This is a genomic window from Streptomyces tubbatahanensis (assembly GCF_022699385.1).
Taxonomy (GTDB): domain Bacteria; phylum Actinomycetota; class Actinomycetes; order Streptomycetales; family Streptomycetaceae; genus Streptomyces; species Streptomyces diacarni.
The window spans coordinates 762974-788309 of record NZ_CP093846.1 but is presented as its reverse complement, the minus strand read 5'-3'; the positions used below and the strand labels follow the sequence as shown (position 1 = coordinate 788309).

Here is a 25336-nt window from a genome sequence, read left to right as displayed (position 1 = left end):
ACGCTTGTGGATGTGGCGTGATTCATGTGTGCCGATCAGCTCACCCTGTTTGAGGGCAGCGGTTGTGTGAAAGAGTGCCAGATACATAGGTGGCCGATACACATGACCTTTGGTGAAACCTTTACTACGGGGGGTTCACGTACATCGGCCGCACACCGAAGGTCGGAAGCCGGAGGAAACACATGTGCGGAATCACCGGGTGGGTGTCCTACGACAGGAACCTGGTCTCCGAGCGGGCCACCGTCGACGCGATGACGGAGACCATGTCCTGCCGCGGCCCGGACGACACCGGCATCTGGGCGGAAGGACCCGCCGCGCTCGGTCACCGCAGGCTCGCGATCATCGACCTGCCGGGCGGCACGCAGCCGATGACGGTCGAGACGCCCGAGGGCAGCGTCGCGATGGTCTACTCGGGGGAGACCTACAACTACACTGAGCTGCGCCGTGAACTGAGCGGCCGCGGCCACAGGTTCACCACCGACTCGGACACCGAGGTCGTCCTCCACGCCTACCTGGAGTGGGGCCCGGCGCTGGCCGAGCGTCTCAACGGCATGTACGCCTTCGCCATCTGGGACAGCCGCACCAAGCAGCTCGTCATGGTGCGCGACCGCATGGGCATCAAGCCCTTCTACTACGCCGAGACCGCCGACGGCGTCCTGTTCGGCTCCGAACCCAAGGCGATCCTGGCCAACCCGCTGGCGCGCCGCGAGGTCACCCTCGACGGGCTCCGCGAGCTGTTCGCCTTCGTCAAGACCCCAGGGCACGCGGTGTGGGAGGGGATGCGCGAGGTCGAGCCCGGCACCGTCGTGACGGTGGACACCAACGGGATACGCACCCACGTCTACTGGACGCTGGAGACCCGGGCGCACACCGACAGCAAGGACGAGACCATCGCGCACGTGCGCGAGCTGATGGACGACATCGTGCGCCGCCAGCTCGTCTCCGACGTGCCGCGCTGCACCCTGCTGTCCGGCGGGCTCGACTCGTCCGCCATGACGGCGCTGGCGGCCAACCAGCTGCGGGAAGGCACCGGAGAGACCGTCCGCAGCTTCGCCGTCGACTTCGTCGGCCAGGCCGAGAACTTCGTCGCCGACGAACTGCGCGGCACCCCGGACACCCCGTTCGTGCACGACGTGGCCCGCGCCTCCGCCACCGACCACCAGGACATCGTCCTCAGCTCCGACGACCTGGCCGACCCCGAGGTGCGCTCGCGCGTCATCAGGGCCCGCGACCTCCCCGCGGGACTCGGTGACATGGACGCCTCCCTCTACCTGCTCTTCAAGGCCATCCGCCGGCATTCGACGGTGGCCCTGTCCGGGGAGTCGGCCGACGAGGTCTTCGGCGGCTACAAGCACTTCTTCGACGAGGACGCACGCAAGGGGCAGACCTTCCCGTGGCTGGTGCAGTTCGCCCAGACCATGGGCGAGGACGACAACGTCCTCAACGGCTCGGTGAGCCGCGCCCTGGATCTGCCCGGCTACACCCGGGACAGCTACGCCACGGCCACCTCCGGCATCCAGCGTCTGGAGGGGGAGAGCGATTTCGAGTACCGGATGCGGGTGATCTGCTACCTCCACCTCACCCGGTTCGTGCGCGTCCTGCTGGACCGCAAGGACCGCGCCAGCATGGCCGTCGGCCTGGAGGTGCGCGTCCCGTTCTGCGACCACCGGCTGGTCGAGTACGTCTACAACACGCCCTGGTCCCTCAAGTCGTTCGACGGGCGCGAGAAGAGCCTGCTGCGCGAGGCGACCGCGGACGTGCTGCCGCGCTCGGTCTACGACCGGGTCAAGAGCCCCTACCCCTCCACGCAGGACCCCAAGTACCACACGGCGCTGCAGGAGAACGTCAAGGACCTGCTCGCCAAGCCTTCCCACCAGGTCTTCGACCTGGTCAGCAGGGACTGGCTGGAGTCAGCCGTCAAGGTCGAGACCCCGCAGATCACCCAGGCCTCCCGGCGCGGCCTCGAACGCGTCCTCGACCTGGCGCTGTGGATGGACATGTACGCCCCCACGCTTACACTCGCCTGACCTGATCAGGACGAGCCCGTGGGGGGAGCGATGGGGACCCGGGACGCGGCATTCGACACGGTGATCGCCCTGCACCGGCTGTTGCGCTCACTGCGCAGGACGAGCCCGACGGGCGGGCTGCAGCCCACCCAGCTGATCGTCCTGTCCATGCTGACCGAGGCAGGACCCAGCCGGGTCGGCATGATCGCGGAGCGGGTCCCCTGCTCCCAGCCGACCGCCACCGCCGTCGTGGCGGAACTGGAGACGCTCGGCCTGGTGCGCCGGGAACCCGATCCGACGGACGGCCGCGCCACCCGCGTGGCCGTCACCGAGGAGGGGACCGGCGCACTGCGGGGCGTGGCGCACGGCGAGGCCGAGGAGCTGTTGCGGCGCCTCGGCTCGCTGTCCGACGACGAGGCGGCCCGGGTCCTGGCGGCGGCGCCGCTGCTGCGGCGGCTCGCCGAGGCAGGGCGCTGAAGCGCGGCACTGGGTCACGGTACTGGGGCACAGCACCGGGCAGCGGCGCGGAGGAGGCCGGATCGCCCGCAGCCGGGCGCCGTCCGTGCACCGGCAGCGGGCCTGCCGGGGTCGCGCCGGGCTACAGGGCGCGGGCCTGTGCCGGTGTCGGTGCGGTGCCGCCCAGGTGGGCCGGCTGCCACCAGGAGTCGGCGGCGCCACCGGGAGAGGCCGGGTACGCCCGCTGGGCGGTCTCCAGCAGGTCGTGCACGCGTTCGCGGAGCCGGTCGGTGAGGCTCACGGCCGTCTCGTCGGGGTCGGGGCTGACGGGCGGGCCGACGCGGATGGTGATGGGCAGGTGGTTGCGCCCGAAGTCCCGCTTGTGCCCCTTGGTCCACAGGCGCTGCGTGCCCCACAGTGCCATCGGGACGAGCGGCACCCGCGCCTCCTGGGCGAGCCGGGCGGCGCCGGACTTGAAGTCCTTGAGGGTGAAGGAGCGGGAGATCGTCGCCTCGGGGAACACCCCGATGACCTCGCCGGCGCGCAGTGCGCCCAGCGCGTGCGTGTAGGCGTGTTCGCCGCGCGAGCGGTCGACCGGTATGTGTTTCATGGCGCGCATCAGCGGACCGGAGACCTTGTGCCGGAAGACCGAGTCCTTGGCCATGAACCGCACCAGCCGTTTGGCGGGCCGGGCGGCCAGGCCGGTGAAGATGAAGTCCAGGTAGCTGATGTGGTTGCTCACCAGTACGGCGCCCCCGTGGGCTGGCACGTGCTCGCTGCCGCGTACGTCGAAGCGCAGGTCGAGCGCCTTGAACCAGGCGCGCGCCGCGCCGATCACGGGCGGGTAGAGGAGATCGGCCATGTCGGGGGACCCTTTCGTCGGGGTGCCTGCAAGCGGTCTCCAGCAGGCCGTACGGTGACGGAACGGGTGGTTCCGTGCATCGGGAACCTACGGTCCGTACTTACGGGTGCGTAACTTCCGGCTCCGGCAGATCGTTCCCCAAAGCATTCCTCCTGGCTACCCTCGCGGCAGACTTGTCCCCAAGCACGCGGGTATCCCGTACTCGGCCAGGGAATGGAGGCTTTCGTGACGCAGCGCGTGAGCGCCGAGCTGCTCGGCGAGCGGGACCTGGGGGAGCGGGCGACGCTCCTGCAGTTCTCCAGCGCCTTCTGCCGGCCCTGCCACGCGACGCGCCGCGTCCTCGCGGACGTGACCGCCATGGTGCAGGGCGTCGCGCACATCGAGATCGACGCCGAGGAGCACCTCTCGCTGGTGCGCGCGCTCGGGATCGAGGCCACACCCACGGTGCTCGTCCTCGACGCGGACGGGCGGGTCGTCAAACGGGCGGCGGGCCAGCCGCGCAAGGCCGACGTGATCGCCGCGCTGGGCGCCGCCCTTGCCTGAATCCGACGAGGTGAGCCGCTCACCGCCGGCGCGCGGTCCGGGTGCGCCGGCGTGATCGAGATCCCGTTCAGTGGCACTCGCTTCGTGCCGCCCCGCGTGATGGAGTTGGCTCATCACTCTCCCCGTTGGCAACGTCACAGTTCGGCGGTCTTGAGAACGGGGAACGTGCTGGATGTACTGACGAGTAATATTGTGGACGGACCGCCGGTCCCGCAGGGGCCGGACCCGTAAGTCGAAGCAGTAGGAGAGCCGGCGTGAGCTTGAGGATCGTTGTCTGTGTGAAGTACGTGCCCGACGCCACCGGTGACCGGCACTTCGCGGAGGACCTGACCACCGATCGCGAGTCGGTCGACGGCCTGCTCTCCGAGCTGGACGAGTACGCCGTCGAGCAGGCGCTGCAGATCGCCGACGCGGCGGACTCCGGGGACGGGGCGGAGATCACCGTGCTGACCGTGGGCCCCGAGGACGCCAAGGACGCGCTCCGCAAGGCGCTGTCCATGGGTGCCGACAAGGCCGTCCACGTCGAGGACGACGACCTGCACGGCACCGACGCGCTGGGCACCTCCTACGTGCTGGCCAAGGCCATCGAGAAGACCGGTTACGACCTGGTGGTGTGCGGTATGGCCTCCACCGACGGCACGATGGGCGTGCTGCCCGCGATGCTCGCCGAGCGGCTCGGTGTGCCGCAGGCGACGCTGCTGTCCGAGGTCTCGGTCGAGGACGGGACGGTCACAGGACGCCGCGACGGCGACGCCGCCACCGAGCAGCTGTCGGCCCGGCTCCCCGCCGTCGTCTCGGTCACCGACCAGTCGGGCGAGGCGCGTTACCCCTCCTTCAAGGGGATCATGGCCGCCAAGAAGAAGCCCGTCGAGTCGCTGGACCTCGACGACCTGGACATCGACGCCGACGAGGTCGGCCTGGACGGCGCCTGGACCAAGGTCGAGGACGCGGCCGAACGCCCGCCGCGCTCCGCCGGCACCGTCGTCAAGGACGAGGGCGAGGGCGGCAAGCAGCTGGCCGAGTACCTGGCGGGTCAGAAGTTCATCTGAGCGGCCGACCCCTCCCCGCCTTCCCCGACCTCGCTCGACCCCCTTCCCGATCCCGCGCAGGAGAGCAATCCCATGGCTGAAGTCCTTGTCTACGTCGACCACGTGGACGGCGCCGTCCGCAAGCCCACCCTCGAACTGCTGACCCTGGCAAGGAAGCTGGGCGACCCGGTGGCCGTGCACCTGGGCCCGAACGCCGAGGAGGCCGCCAAGACGCTCGGCGAGTACGGCGCCACCCGCGTACTGGCCGCGGACGCCGCCGAGTTCGCCGACTACCTCGTCGTACCGAAGGTGGACGCGCTGCAGGCCGCCTACGACGCCGTCTCGCCCGCCGCCGTGCTGGTGCCCTCCTCCGCCGAGGGCAAGGAGATCGCCGCCCGCCTCGCCGTGCGCATCGGCTCGGGCATCATCACCGACGCCGTGGACCTGGAGGCCTCGGACGAGGGCCCGGTGGCCACCCAGTCGGTGTTCGCCGCGGCGTTCACCACCAAGTCCCGCGTCTCCAAGGGCACACCGGTCATCACCGTCAAGCCCAACTCCACGAGCCCCGAGACCGCTTCCGCCGCCGGTGCTCTGGAGGAGCTGTCGGTCGGCTTCGGCGAGGCCGCCACCGGCACCAAGGTCACCTCGCGCACCCCGCGCGAGTCCACCGGACGCCCCGAGCTGACCGAGGCCGCGATCGTCGTCTCCGGCGGCCGCGGCGTCAACGGTGCGGAGAACTTCCCGCTGATCGAGGGCCTGGCCGACGCGCTGGGCGCCGCCGTCGGTGCCTCGCGCGCCGCCGTCGACGCCGGCTGGTACCCGCACTCCCACCAGGTCGGCCAGACCGGCAAGACCGTCTCGCCCCAGCTGTACGTGGCCACCGGCATCTCCGGTGCGATCCAGCACCGCGCCGGCATGCAGACCTCCAAGACGATCGTGGCCATCAACAAGGACTCCGAGGCCCCGATCTTCGACCTGGTCGACTACGGCATCGTCGGCGACCTCTTCGAGGTCGTTCCCCAGCTGACCGAGGAGGTCAAGACTCGCAAGGGCTGACCACCGAGGCCGAAGGGCCCCGCACCGGATCGCGGTGCGGGGCCCTTCGGTGTGCGCGATGGCCACGCGAGGGCCGGGCCGCCTCAGAAGGAGAAGACCGAAGCCCCCTCGACGCCCTTCACGCAGGGGTTGGCCCAGGTGCGGGCGAAGTCGACGCGTGCGCCCTCCCACACACCCTGCGCGGTGACCGTGACGGGCTGCCACTCCCTGGTGCACAGGCGGCCCTCTTCGCCGGCCAGTGCGGTGAAGTCCCCGTCGGCCGCGCGAAGCTGGGCGCACGCCGTGTCGGCGGCGGGGTGAGTGCCGGAAGGGGTGGGCGTGCAGTTGAGGGTGACGGCACGCTTCGCGGCCGCGGCGGCGCTGTCTCCGTCGGTGACGGTGAGGACCAGAGCCGAGGGGGCGTAGAGGGAGGTCGCCTCGGCGGGCGCGGCCTGGGCGGGCGCGGTCGCGAGGGCGAACGCGCTGACGGTCCCTGTCACAGCGGCCGCCAGGGTGAGGGCGGCGCTCCGGGACGCGGTCTTCCGCATTGTGTGCTTCCTTCCGCTTTGAGGGGTGTGCTGAGGGTCGTGCCGGATCGGCGGGCTTGAGTCTGCCGAGTCCGGATGCGGAAAGCACATCGGCACCATGTGTTTCGGTAACATTGTGCATTGAATCAGTGGCGCAAAGTGATATGTGTCCTCCGTGCCCGCCTGCGGCAACACCCTGCCGTTCGCCCCCCGTTCAGCCTCGCCGGCTGAAACCCGCCCCTCCACATCGGCCGGATTGCGGGCCATGGGCCGGTTCCGTGTGCGAGGGGCCCTGCCGTGCGCGAGACGCCCCGGGGCTCCTGCCGGCCTCTGAGGACCCTTGACTGGCTGGTCAGCGAGCCATAACGTCGCGGCACACCGACTTCAACGTTTTGTTGAGGCCGGGTTGTCGTCAGCGTGTTGTCGTCAGCGAGAAGGAGCGTAGATGTCGCAGGGTGGGACGGCCGGGACCAGCTTGGGCGCCGGCGTCGTGGCGGAGGTGGCCGAGGCGCTGGCGCCGGTGGACGCCGAGCTCGCACGGCGGTACCCGGGAGACCCCGGCACGCGGCAACCGGTGCACACCGTGTACGTGCCCGCCGACGCCGTCTCGCCCGGCACGGTCGGCGAGTGGGGCGAGGCGGCCCTCGCACTGCTCGACGCGCACGCCCCGGACGCGGGCGCCCTCGCCCGCGTTCTGGACATGGACGAGTCGCTGGCCGGCCCCGTCTACGACCGCATACGCGACAAGCTGCGCCGCGAGCCCGTCGAGGACCTGCGCATCGACTTCGAGGACGGCTACGGGGCCAGGTCCGACGAGGAGGAGGACGCCGCGGCGGTCCGGGCCGCCCAACTGGTCGCCGACGCCTTCGCCGGCGGAGCCGAAGGGCCCGCACCGTCCTACGCCGGCATCCGCATGAAGTGTATGGAAGCCGCCGTCCGCGACCGGGGCATCCGCACCCTCGACCTCTTCCTCACCGGACTGATGGAGGCCGGTGGCCTGCCGGACGGGCTGGTGCTGACGCTGCCCAAGGTGACCTACGCCGAGCAGGTCACCGCGATGGTCCGGCTGTGCGAGGAGTTCGAGAAGGCCCGCGGCCTCGAACACGGCCGCATCGGGTTCGAGATCCAGATCGAGACGACCCAGTCGATCCTGGGCGCCGACGGCCGGGCGACGGTGGCCCGGATGATCGACGCGGCCCAGGGCAGGGCGACCTCGCTGCACTACGGCACGTTCGACTACAGCGCCTCGTGCGGCGTCTCCGCCGCCTACCAGGCGATGGACCACCCGGCCGCCGACCACGCCAAGGCCGTCATGCAGGTCGCCGCCGCCGGCACCGGCGTCCGCCTCTCCGACGGCTCGACCAACGTCCTCCCGGTGGGCGACCGCGCCCAGGTCCACGACGCCTGGCGCCTCCACCACCAGCTGGTGCGCCGCTCGCTGGCCCGCGCCTACTACCAGGGCTGGGACATGCACCCGGGCCACCTGCCCACCCGCTACGCCGCCGTCTACGCCTTCTACCGCGAGGGCATGCGGCGCGCGGGTGAACGCCTGGCGGCCTACGTGGCGCAGACGGCCGGCGAGGTCGCCGACGAGCCCGCGAGTGCCCGCGCGTTGAGCGGGTACCTGCTCCGTGGCCTGGACTGCGGCGCGCTCGACACCGCGGAGGTCAAGGAGGTCTCCGGTCTCGACCGGGCCGAGCTCGACCGCCTCGCGGGGCGCTGAGCCCCGCCCAGTCCCCGGGCGGCCGCCCTGGTCTCGCGCGGCCGCCCGGCCTGGCCGTTCTCATGCCGACGCGGCCGCCCGCAACAGGCGCAACTGGCCGAACTCGGCGGCGTTCTTCATCAGTTCGGCGTTGACCCAGGCCACCATGTCCGTGACGGTGTGCGCGGGGTCGTTGTCCCAGGGGAACGGCGCGACCGCCTCCCACTCGGCGTCGGTCAGCCCCTCCAGCGCCGCCAACCACTCCTCGCGCAGCCCGCGCAGTTGCGCGACGGCGGCCGCCTCGACCGCCCCCTCCGACCCGGTCGCCGTGCCGGGCGCTCCGCCGGGGAAGGCGATGTCGGTGCGGTCCCGTGCCGGGCGGCCTCGTGTGTGGTCGAGCGTCACGCCCCACCACCAGGCCACATGCCAACTCAGCCACGCCATGGTGGGCACGGGCACGGGCACCGGTTCCGGCTCCGTCTCGGCGAATTCCGGTACCCAGGCGCCGTCAGCGCCCGGCCGCACCGTCCAGCAGTGGCGGGCCGGCTCCCACAGCAGGTCTCCGGGTGCCAGCCGCTCCAGGTGGTAGGCGAACAGGGACCAGCTCAGGTCGAACTGCCGGCGCAGCACGGCACGTCGCGCATCGTCCATCGGCCGACCCTGTCAGGCGGAGCGCGGCCCGGCACAGCGGTTTTCCGCGGCCGCCGCCCGGGCGCAGCGGGAGAACGGCAAGAGCGCCGGTGAGGTTAGCCTTCGGCCCCCAGCCGCTCCCACCGGTCGGCGAGCGACGTCAGCTCCCGCAGGAGCCGGCCGCGGTCGGCCGGGCCGTACGTGTCGAGCAGGCGCTCGTCCAGCTCCCGCACCCGTGCCTCGGCCGCCGCGAGGGTGCGTTCGCCCTCCGGCGTGAGATACAGCAGCTTGCGGCGGCCGTCGGCCGCGGTCGTCCTGCGCTCCAACAGGCCGCGCTTCTCCAGGCGTTGGGCCAGGTCCGCCATGGTCGAGGTGTCCAGCGCCACGGCCGAGGCCAGGGAGCTCTGGTCGCTGCCGGGGTAGACGTGCACCGTGGTCAGCACGGCGAACTGCGGTCCGGTCAGTGTCCGGTCCACGGCACGCACCCACGCCGCCAGATACGCCTGGTGCAGGCGCCTGACCTGATAGCCGGGCGCGCTCGTGAGCCGCTCGGGAGCGGCAGGCGGGGACGCGGGCGCGGCCACCGCCGCGGAATCCGCAGGAGTCGGGGTCTTGTCAGCCATAGAGCCACTTAAGCACGGCAGTTGGACAGGTCAGGAAGCGCGGGGCGGACCGTCGCATTCCGCCGGGCGCCGCGTCGGAATCCCGGTCGAGCCCCAGCCGAGCCCCAGCCGAGCCCCAGCCGGGGCCCGGGCCGGAAACCGGAGACCCCCTGCCCGTGTACGGTTCGGTGCCCGACCCTCACCGCGGGTCACCACGAGCGGGCGTACCCGGAGACGATCTTCCCCCTCGTGCGCATCACGGCCGCACCGTGGGTACCTCGCGGGGCGGAGGTGGACCATGGACGACGACAGCGCCGAGATCCTGTTCATCGGCAACGCCACGCTGCTCATCCGCTACGGCGAGCTCACCCTGCTCACCGACCCCAACTTCTTGCACCAGGGGCAACACGCGCACCTCGGCTACGGGCTGCTCTCCCGGCGGCTGACCGAGCCCGCCGTGGGCCTGGAGGACCTGCCGCCCGACCTGGACGCCGTCGTGCTCTCGCACCTGCACGGCGACCACTGGGACCGGACCGCACGCCGCGGCCTGGACCGAGGACTGCCCATCCTGACCACGCCGCACGCCTCCCGCGTCCTCCAGGGCGCCCAGGGCTTCCGCCGCGCCATGGGGCTGCGCACCTGGGAGAGCCACACGCTGGTGCGGGGCCAGAGCCGGGTCCGGGTCACCGCGGTGCCGGGGCGCCACGCCTTCGGCCCGCTGGAGAAGCTGCTCCCGCCGGTGATGGGCAGCGTCCTGGAGTGCGGGCCCGCCACCGGGCCCGCGCGGCTGCGGATCTACCTCAGCGGCGACACCCTCGTCTTCGAGGGGCTGCGCGAGATCAAAGCCCGCTGCCCCGACCTCAACCTGGCGGTCCTCCACCTGGGCGGGACGACGCTGCCGGGCGGGAAGGTCGTCACGATGGACGGAGGTCAGGGAGCCGAGCTGGTTGGGCTGTTGCAGCCGCGCCTGACGCTTCCGGTGCACTACGACGACTACACGGTGTTCAAGTCGCCGCTCGACGACTTCGTCTCCGCGCTGGAGGCCCGAGGCCTGCGGGACAGGCTCGTGGACTGCCCCCGCGGCGCCCGCGTCACTGTCGGCGCGGCGGCCGAGGTCAGCAAGGTCGGCCCGGTGCGGGCACCGGCACTGTGACCCAGACCGGCTGGCCCGACCGATCCGGCCCGGCCCGGCTCGGGGACGCCTGCTCCGCCTGCCGGGCCCGCCCGGTCCACCTGCCGTCGGGTAGGCGGGGCGGGGATGGTTCGGGGCGGCGCGTGCAGCCGTTCGCCGTCCCCCCGCTGCCGTCCGCGTCAGTCCGGGGGCGGTATCTCGCCCGAGCCGCGGGCGACCAGCTTCGTCGGGCGGGAGAGCGTGCGCGGCGGTTCTTCGGCGCCGTCCAGCCGCCTGAACAGCAACTCCGCGGCGCTGCGGCCCAGGTCGGCGGGGTCCTGCGCGATGACCGTGACCGGCGGGGAGAGCAGATCGGCCAGCTCGAAGTCGTCGAAGCCGACCAGCGCCACAGGCCGGCCGCGCCGCTCGGGCTCGGCCAGCACCCGCACCAGGGTGACCGTCACCCGGTTGTTCCCCGAGAAGACGGCCGTGACCGGCGCTGCGCCCCCGCTGCCGTCGAGCATCCGGGCCGCGTCGGCCCGCACCCGGCCGGAGCCGGTCGGGCCGAGCGCGACCCACGACTCGCTCACCGGCAGCCCGGCCTCGGCCATCGCCGCCCGGTAGCCGCGCAGACGCTCCTTGGCGGTGTGGATGCCAGGCCTGTCGCCGATGAAGCCGATCCGGCGGTGTCCGTGCGCGATCAGATGGGCCACCCCCGAGCGGGCGCCCTCGAAGCTGTCGGAAAGCACCATGTCGGCCTCGATCCGGCCCGGCGGCCGGTCGAGGAAGACGGTGGCGACGCCGGCGGCGATCTCCGGGGCGAGGTACCGGTGGTCGTCGCTGGCCGGGACGATCACCAGTCCGTCGACGCGGCGGGCGCACAGGGCCAGTGCCAGCTCGCGCTCCCGCTCCGGGTCCTCGGCGCTCGATCCGTTGATCAGCAGCGCTCCGTGCGCGCGGGCCACCTCCTCGACCGCCCGGCTGAGCGGTGAGTAGAACGGGTCGGCCAAATCCTCGACGACGAGGCCGATGCTGGCCGTCGTGCCCTTGCGCAGCACACGGGCGCTGTCGTTGCGCCGGAACCCGAGCGCGGTGATGGCCTCCTGTACCCGGCGCTCGGTGTCGCTGGAGACCCCGGCCTCGCCGTTGACGACCCGCGAGACGGTCTTGAGGCCGACACCGGCGCGTGCCGCCACATCCTTCATGGTGGGCCGGCCCGCGTGCGGGCGTCCGCCGTGCCGCGCCGCGTGCGGGACGGCGGCACGCGCGCCGGTCCGTGCGCCGGGAGCCGTCGACGCGGTGGGGGAGGCGGCCGGTCCGGTCTCGTCGGTGGGGGAGCCGGCGGGGTGCGCGGGGTCGGCGGTGCCGGAGGCGTTGGGGGCGTCGGCCACGTGGGACTGTCCTTGTCGGGGTGGGTGTCGCCTGTCGGGGGTGCCGCCCTGCGGGGTGGGGCGGTGATCGCGTAACGAGCAGCATAGCCCCGAGGCGGGTGGGGACTGGACAACGTTGTCAGAAGTGGCAAGACTTGTGCGGTCCGCCCGCGCTTCGCCGTGGGCTCGTCCCCCGCACGCGCAGGAGTCAGCTGCCCATGCTCAACGACCTCGTCGCCGCGCTCGACATCGGCGGCACCAAGATCGCCGGTGCCCTGGTGGACAGCGGCGGCAGACTGCTGGCGCGCACGCGGCGGCCCACCCCCGCCAAGGAGAGCGCCGCGGCGATGAGCGCGGCCGTGGACGACGTCCTGCGCGAGCTGACCGCCGGCGACGCGTGGGCCCGCGTCGGTGCCGTCGGCATCGGCAGCGCCGGGCCCGTGGACGCGAAGGCGGGCACCGTCAGCCCGGTCAACATCCCCGTCTGGCGCGAGCACCCCCTGGTCGCCGACGTCCGCGAACGCACCGGCGGGCTCCCGCTCTCCCTGATCGGCGACGGCCCGGCCATCGCAGCGGCCGAGCACTGGCAGGGCGCGGCGCGGGGACGGGCCGACGCCCTGTGCATGGTCGTCTCCACCGGCGTAGGGGGTGGCCTCATCCTCGACGGCGCCCTCCACCCCGGGCCCACCGGCAACGCCGGGCACATCGGCCACATCAGCGTCGACATGAACGGCGAGCTGTGCCCCTGCGGCTCGCACGGCTGTGTCGAGACCATCGCGAGCGGCACCAACATCGCACGCCACGCGCTGACCTCGGGCTGGCAGCCGGGACCCGACCAGGACGCCACCGCCGCCGGAGTCGCCGCGGCGGCCCGCGCGGGCGACGCGGCGGCCCGCGCCGCCTACGACCGCGCCGCACGTGCCCTCGCCGCGGCGATCGCCGCCACCGCCACCCTCGTCGAAATCGAGATCGCGGTCATCGGCGGAGGCGTCGCCCACGCGGGCGACGTCCTGTTCACCCCGCTCCGCCAGGAACTCCAGCGGTACGCGACCCTGCCCTACGTACGCGGCCTGGAGATCGCCCCGGCCACCACCGGCACGGACGCCGGGCTCGTGGGCGCGGCCGCCGAGGCGCGGAAACTGATCGGCGCGGGGGCCGCCTGAGCGCGGCCGGCCCTGCGCGGCGCGGGGCCGCGCCACTTCCCCGGGCGTCGAACTCCACTTCTGTGCCGCGGCCGCGTGCTGCGCCGCCGGCCGGCACGGCGCGTGCACACTCGATGCGGGCGCCCCGGTTTCCCTGTTACCGAATCCGGACGGATGCGCGAGAACAAGGTCCGCCCCGGCGCCATCTCACCGGGTACAGCGAAACAGCCGATGCGGCCGCTCGCCTCGCCGGAACAGGCGGAGGCGCCGCGTCCTGACAGACCTTGGGGAGCTTCATCGTGATCACGCACCGTGCCCGCCGTACCGCCCGTTCCGCCACCCTGGCCGCTGTGACCGCCGCGCTGGCGTTGGGCCTGACCGCCTGCAACGGTGCCGATGACGACGCGAAGACGGCGAGCGCCGACCGCGCCGCCGATACGGCGGACAACCGGCCCGCCTCCAGCGGCAAGGACAGCGCGGAGCCCAAGAGCGGTGGTGACACCGAGGAGGGAGAGGGCTCAGCGGCCGCCTCGGGTGGAACGGACGAGGCCGCGGGTCAGGGCACGGGCTCCGGCGCCCAGCAGTGCCGCGGAGACGAGATGCTGGTCACCGCGGTGCACCGGTTCGCGGGTCAGGAGGGCGACCACCTGCTGGTCACAGCGTCGAACGAGGGCAGCAAGCCGTGCTGGGTCACCTCGTACCCGGCCGTGAAGCTCGGCGGGGACGTCGACGGCGCCGCACTGCCGCACGCGAAGAAGGACGACCCCAGCAGCGACGAGCGCATCACGCTCCAGGCCGGAGACAAGGCGTACAGCGCGGTGAACCTGTTCGACTACGGCTCGAAGCACCACACGGCGGACTCGTTCGCCATCGGGCTGCGCGGTGCGGACGGTGACGTCGGCCCCTTCTACTCCGTCGACTCCAAGGGCAAGAAGCCGCAGTTCAGCTGGAACGAGGCCGACGTGCTGAACTGGAACACCGAGAAGCCGTACGACTTCTGAGCTGTGCCGGCCGGGTGCCGCGGTGCGACTCGGCCGGCACAGCTACAGCGCGGACACACGGTGACGCGTGCCGAGGAGGGCCGGGGCCTTCCCGACGGGCGGTGTGCCCCCGGCCTCAGCTACCGTCTGCTGCCGTCGCGTGGGCCCGTACTCCCTTCAGGTGCCGCGTGAAGAACCGGGCCGCGGCGTCCCCCGCGGACTGCGGGACCCCGGTGTGGCCGCCCATATTGGCGTGCAGGGACTTCTCCTTCGAGCCGAAGGCGTCGAACAGGTCCAGGGCCGCCTGCCGGTCGTTGCCCTCGTCGTCCCACTGCAGCAGGACGTGCAGGGGAACAGTGACCTGCCGGGCCTCCTCGAACATGGCGCGAGGCACCAGACTCCCCGCGAACAGCCCTGCGGCCACGACGCGCGGCTCGACCACCGCCAGCCGGATCCCGATGGAGATCACTCCCCCCGAGTACCCGACAGGACCGCCGATCTCGGGCAGCGACAGGAAGGCGTCCAGCGCGGCCTGCCACTCGGGCACCGCCTTGTCGACCAGGGGGAGGATGAGGGCGTCGACGGTCTCGTCGCTGACCGGCTCGCCGGCCTGCATCGCCCGGCGCAGGTCGGCGCGGGCCCGGTCGAGAGCCGGCCACCCGGGCCGGTCGCCGCTTCCGGGGAGCTCGATGGTGGCTGTGGCGAAGCCTTCCGCCGCGGAGTGCCGGGCGCGGGCCACCAGCCGGGGGTACATCCTGCGCAGCCCGAGCGTGGGGTGGCCGAGCAGGATCAGTGGCACTGGCGCGGAAGCGGACGCGTCTTCGGGCGTCCACAGGAAGCCGGGGATCTCACCGAGAGTGAACGCGCGTTCGAGGACGCCGTCGTCGAGGCGTCGCGCGGAAGTGATCTGCATGGTCGTGCCTTTCGGGAGTGCACTCGATCAAACGGCGCTCCCGGGCGACCTGCCTACCGCCCGACCGTGACCCCGAAGGGGAGCACCCATGGCAATACTGCGTTCACGGGTACCACCTCCTCGTCCTCTCGCACGGCCTGCCGGAAACGTAGCAGTGGGCGGCCCCCGGCCACCACATGTTTTTCGCGGCGTCGCGCCACGGCGGCGCCCCTCCCCAGGGCGCCGCCGAGCACGGTCAGGCCGGCAAGCGTGCTTCGGGAGCCGTCGCGCTCACCTCTCGTGCTTGCCGTGGCGCAGCGGTTCCTCCGGCTCGGCCGCGCCGGCGGGGGAGACCGGGGAGCCGCCCGAGCTACCGGCGGGGATGTCGGGGCCCCCGGCGCGGGCGTCACCCCGCGAGGGCTCCGCGCCCGCGTCGAGCTGCTCCAGGCGCGCCGCCAGGATCTCCTTCACCTGCGGCCGGTCGGCGTGTGCCTGCTCGTACTCCGCGAGCCGCCGCACGTCGTCGCTTCCCAGCGACCTGATCCTGTGCTCCACGCTCCCCGCCGGCAGCTGATCGTAGTCGGGCAGCGGCAGAGCGTCGGACTGGTGTGCTGACATGGGTTCCGGCCTCCTGGGGTGCGACGGATTCCGGGATCGGGCGTCCGCTCGTCGCAGGAGCGGGCGCCGCCTGTTCACGGTGTGTCCCCGCCACGCGGCGGGCACCACAGCTCGGCGGGTAACCACCGAGCGCGCCCGGCACACGTCAAGACCGTCACCGGGGGCGGCGGCGCTGTCGCAGGCCCGGTGCCGTCACACCTCGGCGGCGGCGGAGTGCGGGCGCGGCGGGGTCTCCACCGCCCGGGCGTACGCGGTCGGCGTGACCCCCACGGCGGCGGTGAAGTCACGGACCAGGTGGGCCTGGTCGCTGTAGCCCAGCTCGCCGGCCAGCTGGGCCCAGTCCGTCGGGGGCCAGGCGGTGGCGCGCTCCATCGCCTCGTGGACGCGGTAGCGCAGGATCGCCCACTTCGGACTGACGCCGACGTACGTGGCGAAGAGCCGTTGCAGCGTACGCACGGACACGCCCTCGTCCGCGGCCAGGCGCTCGACGCGCAGGACGGTGCGGTCCGTGCGGATCCGGTCGGCCAGGGCCATGGCCTGCTCGGCGGCGGGATCGGTACGGGGGGAGAGGGAGAGCAGGAAGGCGTCGAGTGCGGCCACTCTCCCCTCCTCCGCGTCCGGGCGCAGGACCCGGGTGGGCACGTCCCTCGGCCGGACGCGGGCGAGAACCTCCCGCGCGCCGGCCGCCTCTCTTCCGGCCGCCTCGCTGTCGGCCGCTTCCCTTCCAGCAGACGCCTCCCCGCCGGGCGCCTCTGCGCCAACCGCCCCCTCGTCGGGCGCTCCTCCGTCGCCGAACGCCTCGTGCAGCGTCAGCTGCCTTCCTCGCAGGGCTGTGAGAGGGCGGGGCGGCGACAGAAAGGGATGGAAGCCGCCAGGGCGGAACTGGACGCCGCACACACGTCCGGAGTCCGCCAGCTTCGTGGTGAACAGGTCCGTGGCGACCCCCGCCACCAGCCCGCTCGCGACGGCGATCTCCGCGGGGCCGCGCCGTTCGAAGACGAGGTTGACGCACGGGTGCGGGACGACCTGCGAGACGTACGGCTCCTCCAGGTCCCAGTCGATCAGCCAGTAGTGCTCCACCCAGCGGCGCAACGGCTCGGCCGCCGGTCTGCGGCGGAAGTGGACCCGCGCCATCAGCGACGGCGCCTGCACGATGCCCCGCGTGTCGCTGCGCGGTTCCGCCGCGGCCTCACGGGCAGCGGGCGTCCGGTTCGCGCCGTCCGACGCCTTCGCACTGCCCTTACCTGCCATGACGGCGATCTTATGCCCGGCACTGTCGCGTTTCTTCAAGCCCCGGCCCGTGGCCCGGACCTAGCGTGACGGCATGGCCAACGAACTCTCCTCTCTCATCGGCGGAGCCGCCGGCGCCGCGGACCCCGTCGTGCGCGGCATCACCGACGAGCAGCTCACGCTGCCCACCCCCTGCGCCGAGTACGACGTACGGGCGCTGCTCAACCACCTCTTCCACGTCGTCGTCGGTTTCCAGGCCCTCGCCGCACGGGAGGCCGCCGACTTCTCCACCACCCCCGACTACCTCCAGGGCGACTGGCGTGCCCGCTTCGGCGAGGAGACCGGCAAACTGGTCACCGCGTGGGCGGCGCCCGACGCGCTGGAGGGCGTCTCTGAGGGCATGGGCATACCGCAGCGCACCGTGGCCCACATGGTGCTCGGCGACCTGCTCGTCCACGGCTGGGACCTGGCCCGCGCCACCGGCCAGGACTACCGGCCCGACCAGGCGGTACTGGACGAGGTACAGCCCGCCGTCGAGGACATGGCGCCCATGGCGCGCAAGGCGGGCGTCTACGGCGAGGAGGTTTCCGTACCGTCCGACGCCACCCCCCTCGAGAAGGTGCTCGCCGCCACCGGCCGCGACCCGCGCTGGTCGCCCAGCTGACCCGGCTCCGGGGGCGGGCCGCCTCGTCCTTCGGGACCTTTGCCGGCCCCGTCCGGGCCTCGGGCGGCCGTTCCTTCCCCTCTGTCCGTCGTTTTCAGCCCTCCCGCGCGGGGCCGCGCGCGCCCCGCCGTACGCGCCGGGGCGCGGGCGCCGTGCCTCTCCGGGCGCCGGGAGAGCCGCCCCGGCGCGTTTCCCCCACCGGGTGATGCGGGCAACTGAACGGGGACGACGGATGAGGGGGGAACACCGTGATCGTCTGGCTGAACGGCGCGTTCGGCGCGGGCAAGACCACCGCGGCGAACGAACTGCTCGACCTGCTTCCCGGCAGCACGCTCTACGACCCCGAAGTCATCGGCGCCGCACTGCGCCGCATGCTGCCCAAGGAACGCCTCGGACAGATAGCCGACTTCCAGGACCTGCACTCATGGCGGCGGCTCGTGGTGGACACGGCCGCCGCTTTGCTGACAGAGGTCGAAGGACCGCTGATCACCCCGATGACGCTGCTGCGGCGCGAGTACCGCGACGAGATCTTCGGCGCGCTCGCCGCCCGCCGCATCCCCGTACAGCACCTGCTGCTGCACGCAGACGAACCCGTACTGCGCGAGCGCATCGACACCCGCGCCGCCGATGACGGCGGCTCCACCCGCGCCTGGTGCCTGGCACACCTGTCCTCGTACCGGGCGGCTCTGCCGTGGATCACCGCCGAGGCGCACACGCTCGACACCAGCCACCTCACCCCCCGGCGCACGGCCGAGCGCCTCGCCGAGGCGATCGGTGAGGGGGCGGGCACCGCCGGCATCGTGCAGACCCCGGAGCCGACGGCCGAGACGGTCGCCGCGGGGGTGCTGCTGTTCGACGACCGCGACCGGGTGCTCCTCGTCGACCCCACCTACAAGCCGGGCTGGGAGTTCCCCGGCGGCGTGGTCGAGCGCGGTGAGGCGCCCAGCACCGCGGGCGTCCGCGAGGTCTACGAGGAGTTGGGACTGCGGTTGCCGGCGCAGCCGGCGCTGCTGGTCGTCGACTGGGAGCCGCCGCAGCCGCCGGCGTTCGGCGGGATGCGGCTGCTCTTCGACGGGGGGCGGCTCGCGGCCGAGGACGAGGCCGCGCTCCTGCTGCCGGGCGCCGAACTCCGCGACTGGCGCTTCGTCACCGAGGAGGAGGCCGCGCGGCTGCTTCCTGCCAACCGCCTGGAGCGGCTGCGCTGCGCCCTGCGGGCCCGCAGGGCGGGACACCCCCTCTACCTCGAGGGCGGTGTCCCGACCGGCTGCGGCCACCTGCTGCGCTGACGTTCCCGGGCCTGGTGCCCGGGGGCGCTGGGGTCAGGCGTTCTTCTGCTGCGCGTATCCGTGCAGGAAGAGCGCCTCGGCCACCGCCATCCGCTCCAGTTCGCGCGGGTCCACGCTCTCGTTCACCGCGTGGATCTGCGCCTCCGGTTCGCTCAGACCGATGAGGAGGATCTCGGCGTCCGGGTAGAGGGCGTCCAGCGCGTTGCACAGCGGGATCGAGCCGCCCATCCCGGAGACCTGCATCTCCAGCCCGTCGTACGCCTCGCGCAGCGCGGTGGCCATCGCGGTGTACGCGGGGCTGGAGGTGTCGGCGCTGAACGGCTGTCCCTGACCGATCACCTCGGTCGTCACGCGCGCCTGCCACGGCACGTGCGACTCGACGTGCGCGACCAGCAGTTCGATGGCCTTCTCGACGTCGGTGCCCGGCGGGATCCGCAGCGAGACCAGGGCGCGCGCCGAGGCGTGCACCGAGGGGGTGGCGCCCACGACCGGTGGGCAGTCGATGCCCAGTACGGTCACGGCCGGACGTGCCCACAGCCGGTCGGCGACCGCGCCGCCGCCGAGCAGACCGACCCCGTCCAGCACCTTGGCGTCCCGCCGGAAGTCCTCCTCCGGATACGGCATGCCCTCCCATCGCGCGTCCGCGTCGAGGCCGTCGACGACGGTGTTGCCCTCGGCGTCCCGCAGGGAGTCGAGCGTGCGCAGCAGCGCGGCCAGCGCGTCCGGTGCCGCGCCGCCGAACAAGCCCGAGTGCAGGTTTCCTTCGAGCGTGTCGACCTGGACCCGCAGCAGCGTCATGCCGCGCAGCGTCGCGGTGACGGTGGGCACGCCGCAGCGGAAGTTGCCCGTGTCCCCGATGACGACGGCGTCAGCGGCCAGCAGCTCGGGGTGCGCACGCGCGTACTGCTCCAGACCGCCGGTGCCCTGCTCCTCGGAGCCCTCCGCGATCACCTTGACCGAGACGGGCAGCCCGCCGTTCTCCCGCACGGCCCGCAGCGCGAGCAGGTGCATGACGAAGCCGCCCTTGCAGTCGGCCGCGCCCCTGCCGTACCACCTGCCGTCAGCGCCGTCCGTCAGCTCGAACGGCGGGGTACGCCAGGCCGCCTCGTCCAGCGGCGGCTGGACGTCGTAGTGCGCGTACAGCAGCACCGTCGGCGCGCCCGCGGGGCCGGGCAGGTAGCCGTAGACCGACTGGGTGCCGTCCGGCGTGTCCAGCGCCGCGACGTCCTGGAAGCCCTCCGCGCGCAGCGCGTCGGCGATCCACCTGGCGGCCCCCTCGCACTCGCTGACCGGGAACTGCTCCGGGTCCGCGACCGAGCGGAACGCCACCAGCTCGCTCAGCTCGGACTTGGCGCGGGGCATCAGCGAGGCGACGGTGGCCGCGACGTCCGCGGTCAAGGCGGCCGGTCCCGCCGCGGTGGACGTGGGGGCTGCTGCGGGCGTGGCCGTCGGTTCTGACGGGGGCTGCGGCATGGGAACGCTCCTTGTGGGCGCGACGTTGGCACACGTGTACGGACACATGTGTATCGCACGTGACCCGCCCCGTAGGATGCGGTGGGCCATACAGTCAACAGAGGTCAACCGGGAGCACAGCACATCGTGAGCAGCGAGAACGCAGCCGGGAACGAGGACGTCGAGCCCGCGGGGGACCGGTGGGAGGACCGCCCCGTCTGGGACGTCGTCGTGGTCGGCGCCGGGCCCGCAGGCGCCTCGGCCGCGTACGCGGCGGCCGTCGCCGGCCGCAAGGTGCTGCTCGTGGAGAAAGCCGAGCTGCCGCGCTACAAGACGTGCGGCGGCGGCATCATCGGCCCCTCCAGGGACTCGCTCCCGCCCGGCTTCGACCTCCCGCTGCGCGACCGCGTGCACGCGGTGACCTTCACTTTGAACGGCAAGCTCGCCCGCACCCGGCGCGCCCGCAGCATGCTCTTCGGCCTGGTCAACCGGCCGGAGTTCGACAACGCCCTGGTGGAGGCGGCCGTCAAGGCCGGAGCGGAGGTGCGCACCGGCGTCGCCGTCTCCCGCGTCGAGCAGCACGGGCCCGCCGTGCCCGACCGCCGCACGGTCGCCGTCGTGCCGGCGGGCGAGGACGAGCCGGTCCTGGCCAGGGCGGTGATCGGCGCGGACGGCAGCGCGAGCCGGATAGGTGCCCACGTCGGCGTCAAGATGGAGCAGGTCGACCTCGGTCTGGAAGCGGAGATCCCCGTCCCCGACAGTGTCGCCGAGGACTGGGCCGGGCGGGCGCTGGTGGACTGGGGCCCGCTCCCCGGCAGTTACGGCTGGGTCTTCCCCAAGGGCGACACCCTCACCGTCGGCGTCATCTCCGCGCGTGGCGACGGCGCGGCCACCAAGCGCTACCTGGACGACTTCATCGGCCGGCTGGGCCTGGCCGGGTTCGAGCCCCGCATCTCCTCGGGACACCTGACCCGCTGCCGCGCCGACGACTCACCGCTCTCCCGCGGCCGGGTCCTCGTCGCCGGGGACGCGGCCGGTCTTCTGGAGCCCTGGACCCGCGAGGGCATCTCCTTCGCGCTGCGCTCCGGACGGCTGGCGGGGGAGTGGGCGGTACGCATCGCCGAGGCGCACGACGCGGTGGACGCGCGCCGGCAGGCCCTCAACTACGCGTTCGCCGTCAAGGCGGGACTCGGCGTCGAGATGGGCGTCGGGCGGCGGCTGCTGCGGATCTTCGCCCGTCGGCCCGGCCTCTTCCACGCTGCTCTCACCGGCTTCAGGCCCGCCTGGAACGTCTTCGCGCGCTTCACCCGCGGCGCCACCTCGCTGGCCGAGGTCGTCCGGGTGCACCCCGTTGCCCGCCGCGTTCTGGACACGTTCGACCGCAGGGAGGCCGCACGCGACGGCTCCGAGGCGGCCGAGGACGTGAGGGAGGGCGCCGTCGCCGCCGCTCAGCAGGGCGCCGAGCAGGACGACCGCGCGGACGGCGCCGGTGAGCGGCCTTCGCAGGGCCGTGACGAGCCGGGTGGCGAGTCGGCGCGACGCCCCTCGGCCTGACCCGGCCCGCTCGTCGTACCGAGGTGGCGGCCCCACGCGGCCGCCCGCGGGCCCGTACTCCCCGGGGAGTAGCCGCGAGCACCGCGCCCGGCTGACGACGCACCGTACGAGGCGCGGCTAGCGTGAGAGGCGTGGTCAGCACCCCTTCCTCCGCCGCCGCTTCCGGTGACGGCGACGCCCCTGCCCTCGGTCACGGCACCGCCCCTGTTCCCGGTGACGGCGACGCCGCGGCGGCGGGCCCGTCACCGGCGCGGCGGTCGCGGTGGCGGCGCCGGCCGGGAGAGCTTCCGGCTCCGCCGCCCTGGGCGCGGCGGCGCGTTCCGTGGGCGACGTCGGTCGCCGTCTTCGTCCTCCAGCAGGCCGGCACGGGTTTCGCCGCGCACAACCAGCGGGCCGGCGACGTGGTCGGTCCCGACGGGGCCGCCCGCCTCCTGCTGACGCTGGGGCCGCTGCTGCTGCTGGTCAGGTACCGCTACCCGCGCTGTGCGGTCTGCGGGACGGCGGCGGTGACGCTGGCGTATCTGGCGGCCGGCTACCCCTACGGTCCGATCCTGATCAGCGTCGTCGTCGCGGGCTTCGCCGCGCTCGTGACGGGGCACCGGTACGTGACCTGGTCCGCCCTGGGGGTCCTGTGGGTGGGCAACCTGCTGGTGGCCCATACCTTCCACCACCTGCTGCCGCCCGGTGGAGATGCGCCCAGGTCCTGGGGCACGGACCTGTTCATGCTGGTGTGGATGGTGGCGCTGTGCACGGCGGGTGAGCTGGCCCGGGTGCGCCGTGCCGAGCGGGAGCGCAGGCAGCGCGAGGCGGAGGAGGCCGAGCAGCGGCGGGCCGGCGAGGAGCGGCTGCGCATCGCCCGCGAGTTGCACGACGTGCTGGCCCACAGCATCTCCGTCATCAACGTCCAGGCAGGGGTCGGCCTCGCCCTTCTCGACGCGGAACCGGAACAGGCGCGGACCGCGCTCACCACCATCAAGGCCGCGAGCAAGGAGGCGCTGGGCGAGGTGCGCCAGGTGCTGGACACGCTCCGTGCGCCGGGGGAGGCGCCCCGCGCCCCCGCGCCCGGGCTCGACCGGCTGGCCGAGCTGACAGAGCAGGCCGCGCGCGCCGGGCTCCAGGTCGCCACCGAGACGGAGGGGGCGCCCGTTCCGCTGCCGCCGGGCGCCGACCTGGCGGCGTTCCGCATCGTCCAGGAGGCCCTCACCAACATCGTGCGCCACTCGGGCTCCCGCACCGCGCGCGTGCGCCTCCACTACGGCGGCACCGCCATGGATCTGCTCGTCGACGACGAGGGGCCGGCGACCGGCAGTGGACCGACCGGCGGCGGCATGGGGCTGGTGGGCATGCGTGAGCGGGCCGCGGCGTTCGGGGGCACGCTCGAGGCGGGCCCGCGCCCAGGTGGTGGCTTCCGCGTCCTGGCGACGATCCCGCTGCCGCCCCCGCAGGGCGGCGCGCCGCTACAGTGACCGCCCTGCCGCACCGCAGAACCACAGGGAGACACCGTGATCCGCGTCCTTCTCGCCGACGATCAGGTCCTCGTCCGCGCCGGATTCCGGGCGCTGTTGGACGCGCAGCCCGACATCGAGGTCGCGGGCGAGGCGGCCGACGGCCAGGAGGCGGTCGCGCTGGTCCGGGAGACCTCCCCCGACCTGGTGCTGATGGACATCCGGATGCCCGTGCTCGACGGCCTGGCTGCGACCCGCCGCCTGACCGGCGACCCGCGGCTCGCGGCGGTGAAGGTCGTCATGCTGACCACGTTCGAACTGGACGAGTACGTCTTCGAGGCGCTGCGCTCGGGGGCCTCCGGGTTCCTGGTCAAGGACACCGAACCCGAGGAGCTGGTACGGGCGGTGCGCGCGGTCGTCGGCGGGGACGCGCTGCTCTCGCCCGGCGTGACCCGCCGCCTGATCGAGGAGTTCGCCGCCCGCTCCAAGCAGCCCGCGGCGGCCGAGGAGCTGGCCCGGCTGACCGAGCGGGAGCGGGAGGTGATGGCGCTGGTGGGCCTGGGTCTCTCCAACGAGGAGATCGCCCGCCGGCTGGTCGTCTCCCCGCTGACGGCCAAGACCCACGTGAGCCGCACGATGGTCAAGCTGGGCGCTCGCGACCGCGCCCAACTGGTCGTCCTCGCCTACGAGTCCGGCCTGGTGCGCCCGGGCTGGCTGGGCTGAGCCCCACCCGGCGGACGGGCGGTCACGCGTCCCGCGTGCGGTCACGTCTCCCGCGAGCGGTCACGTGTTCCGTTTGCGGCGCACGTAGAGCTGTTTGCGGACGCGTGCGACGACGGTGCCGTCCGCGGCCGTGACGGTGGACTGAAACCACGGCAGCGCCTTGGAGCCGTCCGCGGTGGCCGCGCGGATCTCCTCCACGCGCTCCTCGGGCAGCTGGAAGTCGGCGTAGACGTCGCCCCGCCCGGGGGAGACGAACTCGATCTCGGCCGCCTTGTCCCACACCACGTAGTCCCGCCCCAGCCTGTTGACCGCCAGCAGGCAGAAGAAGGGGTCGCTCATCGAGTAGAGGGAGCCGCCGAACTGGGTGCCGAAGTAGTTGCGGTTGAACCGGGTCAGGCGCAGCCGCACCCGGGCCCTGCTCCAGTCCTCGGCGACCTCCAGCACGCGCACGCCGGTGCACCGGTAGGGCGGGTACCAGTTCAGGGCCCGCCGCAGGCCGCTGGGTGTGCGGAGCACGTTTGCCATGGCGGCGAAGTTACCACGCGCGTTACCCATGAGTAATGGCGCTCTCGGCGTCGGCTGCCCCCGGGCGCTCCGCCCGCAGGAAGGCGCCCAGCGCCGCCGCCAGTTCGGCGGGCGCGTCCTCCTGGACGAGGTGCCCGGCGCCCTCCAGCAGGTGCAGCGTGGCGCCGGGGATCGCCGCCGCCAGCGCCCGTCCGCGTGCGACGGGGATCCAGGCGTCCTCGGTGCCCCAGCAGACGAGGACGGGGAGCGCGAGGTCGCCGTAGCGCTTCTCGATCTCGTCGGTCCAGCGCTGCCCGTTCTGCGCCATCTGCCGGTAGAGCGCAGGTTGCCCCTCCTCGCCCGTCCAGGGCTCGGCCAGCCGCTCGATCACCTCCCGGCGCAGCCCGGGCCCGCCGACGGAGGCCACGTACTCCCGTACCAGCGCGCCGTGCAGGGCGGGCGGCAGTTGGGCGAACACCTCGGCGTGCTCGCCCAGCAGCCGGTAGGCGCCCGAACCCCAGGGGGCCAGCGCGACCACGTCCACCAGCGCGAGCCGCGCGAAACGCGCACCGTGCAGCAGGTGGGCCCGCAGGGCGACGGCGCCTCCGAAGTCGTGCCCCACCACGGCGGGCCGCTCCAGCCCCCAGTGCTCCAGCAGTGCGGCGAACAGCCGGCCCTGCGCGTCCAGTGAGACGTCCTGGCCCTCGTACTTGGCCGAGGTGCCGTAACCGGGCATGTCCCACACGAACACGTGGTGGTCTTCGGCCAGTGCGCGGGCGGTGTCGCGCCACACGAAGGAGGACCACGGGGTGCCGTGCAGCAGGACGACGGGCGGCAGGGCGGGGTCGCCCAGCGCGGTCCAGCGCACGGTGCCCGCGGGGCTGTCGTAGGTGCGATCCAGCGTCCAGGTCTCGTTCATGGGGACCACTGTGCTGGCCGGTGGGCCCGCACACCATTGGCCGGAGGGCCGACAA

The 25336-nt window shown here is 73.2% G+C and carries 25 protein-coding genes; 14 read left to right on the top strand and 11 right to left on the bottom strand.

Annotation, left to right across the window (positions count from 1 at the left end; all coding sequences use genetic code 11):
* Window positions 1-182: 182 nt before the first annotated feature.
* Window positions 183-2027, top strand: coding sequence for an asparagine synthase (glutamine-hydrolyzing) (gene asnB / locus MMF93_RS03345; protein ID WP_242749386.1), 1845 nt, complete (start codon window positions 183-185; stop codon window positions 2025-2027).
* 30 nt (window positions 2028-2057) lie between these two features.
* Complete coding sequence (locus MMF93_RS03340) at window positions 2058-2483, top strand: MarR family winged helix-turn-helix transcriptional regulator (protein ID WP_242749384.1); 426 nt, start codon at window positions 2058-2060, stop codon at window positions 2481-2483.
* 121 nt (window positions 2484-2604) lie between these two features.
* Here the strand turns inward: MMF93_RS03340 and MMF93_RS03335 are convergent, their stop codons facing one another.
* Window positions 2605-3324: a lysophospholipid acyltransferase family protein gene (locus MMF93_RS03335; protein ID WP_242749382.1), complete on the bottom strand. Its 720-nt coding sequence runs from the start codon at window positions 3322-3324 to the stop codon at window positions 2605-2607.
* 213 nt (window positions 3325-3537) lie between these two features.
* On the opposite strand from MMF93_RS03335, the gene MMF93_RS03330 reads away from it, so the two are divergent.
* From MMF93_RS03330 to MMF93_RS03320, 3 genes are all read left to right on the top strand, one after another.
* On the top strand, window positions 3538-3867 hold the full coding sequence (locus tag MMF93_RS03330) for a TlpA family protein disulfide reductase (RefSeq protein ID WP_242749380.1): 330 nt from the start codon (window positions 3538-3540) through the stop codon (window positions 3865-3867).
* Window positions 3868-4121: 254 nt separating this feature from the next.
* Complete coding sequence (locus MMF93_RS03325; RefSeq protein WP_242749378.1) at window positions 4122-4916, top strand: electron transfer flavoprotein subunit beta/FixA family protein; 795 nt, start codon at window positions 4122-4124, stop codon at window positions 4914-4916.
* A gap of 72 nt (window positions 4917-4988) precedes the next feature.
* Window positions 4989-5951, top strand: coding sequence for an electron transfer flavoprotein subunit alpha/FixB family protein (locus MMF93_RS03320; protein ID WP_242749376.1), 963 nt, complete (start codon window positions 4989-4991; stop codon window positions 5949-5951).
* A gap of 83 nt (window positions 5952-6034) precedes the next feature.
* Here MMF93_RS03320 and MMF93_RS03315 read toward each other — a convergent pair whose 3' ends face one another.
* Window positions 6035-6478 carry a subtilase-type protease inhibitor gene (locus MMF93_RS03315; protein WP_242749374.1) on the bottom strand — a complete coding sequence of 148 codons (444 nt, stop codon included), beginning with the start codon at window positions 6476-6478 and terminating at the stop codon, window positions 6035-6037.
* Between the two features lie 424 nt (window positions 6479-6902).
* Here MMF93_RS03315 and MMF93_RS03310 point away from each other — a divergent pair, with 424 nt between their 5' ends.
* Complete coding sequence (locus MMF93_RS03310) at window positions 6903-8180, top strand: DUF6986 family protein (RefSeq protein WP_242749373.1); 1278 nt, start codon at window positions 6903-6905, stop codon at window positions 8178-8180.
* A 60-nt stretch (window positions 8181-8240) separates the two neighbouring features.
* Here MMF93_RS03310 and MMF93_RS03305 read toward each other — a convergent pair whose 3' ends face one another.
* Both MMF93_RS03305 and MMF93_RS03300 read right to left on the bottom strand, forming a co-directional pair.
* Window positions 8241-8810, bottom strand: coding sequence for a DinB family protein (locus MMF93_RS03305; protein WP_242749371.1), 570 nt, complete (start codon window positions 8808-8810; stop codon window positions 8241-8243).
* 95 nt (window positions 8811-8905) lie between these two features.
* Window positions 8906-9412 carry a MarR family winged helix-turn-helix transcriptional regulator gene (locus MMF93_RS03300; protein WP_242749370.1) on the bottom strand — a complete coding sequence of 169 codons (507 nt, stop codon included), beginning with the start codon at window positions 9410-9412 and terminating at the stop codon, window positions 8906-8908.
* 277 nt (window positions 9413-9689) lie between these two features.
* Here MMF93_RS03300 and MMF93_RS03295 point away from each other — a divergent pair, with 277 nt between their 5' ends.
* Window positions 9690-10544, top strand: a complete 855-nt coding sequence (locus MMF93_RS03295; protein ID WP_242749369.1) for an MBL fold metallo-hydrolase — start codon at window positions 9690-9692, stop codon at window positions 10542-10544.
* Between the two features lie 158 nt (window positions 10545-10702).
* On the opposite strand, the gene MMF93_RS03290 is transcribed toward MMF93_RS03295, so the two are convergent.
* Window positions 10703-11707, bottom strand: a complete 1005-nt coding sequence (locus MMF93_RS03290) for a LacI family DNA-binding transcriptional regulator (RefSeq protein WP_242757228.1) — start codon at window positions 11705-11707, stop codon at window positions 10703-10705.
* A 383-nt stretch (window positions 11708-12090) separates the two neighbouring features.
* Here MMF93_RS03290 and MMF93_RS03285 point away from each other — a divergent pair, with 383 nt between their 5' ends.
* Together MMF93_RS03285 and MMF93_RS03280 are read left to right on the top strand one after the other, a co-directional pair.
* Window positions 12091-13035 carry an ROK family protein gene (locus MMF93_RS03285; RefSeq protein WP_242749368.1) on the top strand — a complete coding sequence of 315 codons (945 nt, stop codon included), beginning with the start codon at window positions 12091-12093 and terminating at the stop codon, window positions 13033-13035.
* 278 nt (window positions 13036-13313) lie between these two features.
* Entirely contained in the window at window positions 13314-14015 is a 702-nt protein-coding gene (locus MMF93_RS03280; RefSeq protein WP_242749367.1) for a DUF4232 domain-containing protein, read from the top strand.
* Between the two features lie 115 nt (window positions 14016-14130).
* Here the strand turns inward: MMF93_RS03280 and MMF93_RS03275 are convergent, their stop codons facing one another.
* The 3 genes from MMF93_RS03275 to MMF93_RS03265 all read right to left on the bottom strand — a co-directional run bounded on the left by MMF93_RS03275 (window position 14131) and on the right by MMF93_RS03265 (window position 16638).
* Complete coding sequence (locus MMF93_RS03275) at window positions 14131-14907, bottom strand: alpha/beta hydrolase (RefSeq protein WP_242749366.1); 777 nt, start codon at window positions 14905-14907, stop codon at window positions 14131-14133.
* Between the two features lie 270 nt (window positions 14908-15177).
* Window positions 15178-15504 carry a DUF8129 domain-containing protein gene (locus tag MMF93_RS03270; protein ID WP_242749365.1) on the bottom strand — a complete coding sequence of 109 codons (327 nt, stop codon included), beginning with the start codon at window positions 15502-15504 and terminating at the stop codon, window positions 15178-15180.
* A gap of 192 nt (window positions 15505-15696) precedes the next feature.
* Window positions 15697-16638 (bottom strand): helix-turn-helix domain-containing protein, encoded by a 942-nt coding sequence (locus MMF93_RS03265; protein ID WP_242757226.1) that lies wholly within the window; start codon window positions 16636-16638, stop codon window positions 15697-15699.
* Between the two features lie 190 nt (window positions 16639-16828).
* On the opposite strand from MMF93_RS03265, the gene MMF93_RS03260 reads away from it, so the two are divergent.
* Window positions 16829-17398 (top strand): TIGR03086 family metal-binding protein, encoded by a 570-nt coding sequence (locus MMF93_RS03260; protein ID WP_242749364.1) that lies wholly within the window; start codon window positions 16829-16831, stop codon window positions 17396-17398.
* A gap of 248 nt (window positions 17399-17646) precedes the next feature.
* Window positions 17647-18684: an NUDIX hydrolase gene (locus MMF93_RS03255; RefSeq protein ID WP_242749363.1), complete on the top strand. Its 1038-nt coding sequence runs from the start codon at window positions 17647-17649 to the stop codon at window positions 18682-18684.
* A 33-nt stretch (window positions 18685-18717) separates the two neighbouring features.
* On the opposite strand, the gene MMF93_RS03250 is transcribed toward MMF93_RS03255, so the two are convergent.
* Complete coding sequence (locus MMF93_RS03250) at window positions 18718-20157, bottom strand: dipeptidase (protein WP_423835340.1); 1440 nt, start codon at window positions 20155-20157, stop codon at window positions 18718-18720.
* Between the two features lie 126 nt (window positions 20158-20283).
* Here MMF93_RS03250 and MMF93_RS03245 point away from each other — a divergent pair, with 126 nt between their 5' ends.
* The 3 genes from MMF93_RS03245 to MMF93_RS03235 all read left to right on the top strand — a co-directional run bounded on the left by MMF93_RS03245 (window position 20284) and on the right by MMF93_RS03235 (window position 23858).
* Complete coding sequence (locus MMF93_RS03245) at window positions 20284-21690, top strand: geranylgeranyl reductase family protein (RefSeq protein ID WP_242749362.1); 1407 nt, start codon at window positions 20284-20286, stop codon at window positions 21688-21690.
* A 131-nt stretch (window positions 21691-21821) separates the two neighbouring features.
* Window positions 21822-23156 (top strand): sensor histidine kinase, encoded by a 1335-nt coding sequence (locus tag MMF93_RS03240; protein ID WP_242749361.1) that lies wholly within the window; start codon window positions 21822-21824, stop codon window positions 23154-23156.
* Between the two features lie 36 nt (window positions 23157-23192).
* Window positions 23193-23858: a response regulator transcription factor gene (locus MMF93_RS03235; protein WP_242749360.1), complete on the top strand. Its 666-nt coding sequence runs from the start codon at window positions 23193-23195 to the stop codon at window positions 23856-23858.
* Window positions 23859-23918: 60 nt separating this feature from the next.
* Here MMF93_RS03235 and MMF93_RS03230 read toward each other — a convergent pair whose 3' ends face one another.
* Complete coding sequence (locus MMF93_RS03230; RefSeq protein WP_242749359.1) at window positions 23919-24383, bottom strand: DUF4442 domain-containing protein; 465 nt, start codon at window positions 24381-24383, stop codon at window positions 23919-23921.
* 22 nt (window positions 24384-24405) lie between these two features.
* Window positions 24406-25281, bottom strand: coding sequence for an alpha/beta fold hydrolase (locus MMF93_RS03225; RefSeq protein ID WP_242749358.1), 876 nt, complete (start codon window positions 25279-25281; stop codon window positions 24406-24408).
* Between the last annotated feature and the right edge of the window lie 55 nt (window positions 25282-25336).

Excerpts from the sequence above, each read along its gene's own strand:
- MMF93_RS03305 (WP_242749371.1), bottom strand. The coding sequence starts at position 8,810 with ATGGACGATGCGCGACGTGCCGTGCTGCGCCGGCAGTTCGACCTGAGC.
- MMF93_RS03335 (WP_242749382.1), bottom strand. The coding sequence starts at position 3,324 with ATGGCCGATCTCCTCTACCCGCCCGTGATCGGCGCGGCGCGCGCCTGG.
- MMF93_RS03320 (WP_242749376.1), top strand. The coding sequence starts at position 4,989 with ATGGCTGAAGTCCTTGTCTACGTCGACCACGTGGACGGCGCCGTCCGC.
- MMF93_RS03295 (WP_242749369.1), top strand. The coding sequence starts at position 9,690 with ATGGACGACGACAGCGCCGAGATCCTGTTCATCGGCAACGCCACGCTG.
- MMF93_RS03310 (WP_242749373.1), top strand. The coding sequence starts at position 6,903 with ATGTCGCAGGGTGGGACGGCCGGGACCAGCTTGGGCGCCGGCGTCGTG.
- MMF93_RS03340 (WP_242749384.1), top strand. The coding sequence starts at position 2,058 with ATGGGGACCCGGGACGCGGCATTCGACACGGTGATCGCCCTGCACCGG.
- MMF93_RS03230 (WP_242749359.1), bottom strand. The coding sequence starts at position 24,383 with ATGGCAAACGTGCTCCGCACACCCAGCGGCCTGCGGCGGGCCCTGAAC.
- MMF93_RS03290 (WP_242757228.1), bottom strand. The coding sequence starts at position 11,707 with ATGAAGGATGTGGCGGCACGCGCCGGTGTCGGCCTCAAGACCGTCTCG.
- MMF93_RS03270 (WP_242749365.1), bottom strand. The coding sequence starts at position 15,504 with ATGTCAGCACACCAGTCCGACGCTCTGCCGCTGCCCGACTACGATCAG.
- MMF93_RS03225 (WP_242749358.1), bottom strand. The coding sequence starts at position 25,281 with ATGAACGAGACCTGGACGCTGGATCGCACCTACGACAGCCCCGCGGGC.
- MMF93_RS03260 (WP_242749364.1), top strand. The coding sequence starts at position 16,829 with ATGGCCAACGAACTCTCCTCTCTCATCGGCGGAGCCGCCGGCGCCGCG.
- MMF93_RS03250 (WP_423835340.1), bottom strand. The coding sequence starts at position 20,157 with ATGCCGCAGCCCCCGTCAGAACCGACGGCCACGCCCGCAGCAGCCCCC.
- MMF93_RS03275 (WP_242749366.1), bottom strand. The coding sequence starts at position 14,907 with ATGCAGATCACTTCCGCGCGACGCCTCGACGACGGCGTCCTCGAACGC.
- MMF93_RS03330 (WP_242749380.1), top strand. The coding sequence starts at position 3,538 with ATGGAGGCTTTCGTGACGCAGCGCGTGAGCGCCGAGCTGCTCGGCGAG.
- MMF93_RS03300 (WP_242749370.1), bottom strand. The coding sequence starts at position 9,412 with ATGGCTGACAAGACCCCGACTCCTGCGGATTCCGCGGCGGTGGCCGCG.
- asnB (WP_242749386.1), top strand. The coding sequence starts at position 183 with ATGTGCGGAATCACCGGGTGGGTGTCCTACGACAGGAACCTGGTCTCC.
- MMF93_RS03265 (WP_242757226.1), bottom strand. The coding sequence starts at position 16,638 with ATGGCGCGGGTCCACTTCCGCCGCAGACCGGCGGCCGAGCCGTTGCGC.
- MMF93_RS03285 (WP_242749368.1), top strand. The coding sequence starts at position 12,091 with ATGCTCAACGACCTCGTCGCCGCGCTCGACATCGGCGGCACCAAGATC.
- MMF93_RS03315 (WP_242749374.1), bottom strand. The coding sequence starts at position 6,478 with ATGCGGAAGACCGCGTCCCGGAGCGCCGCCCTCACCCTGGCGGCCGCT.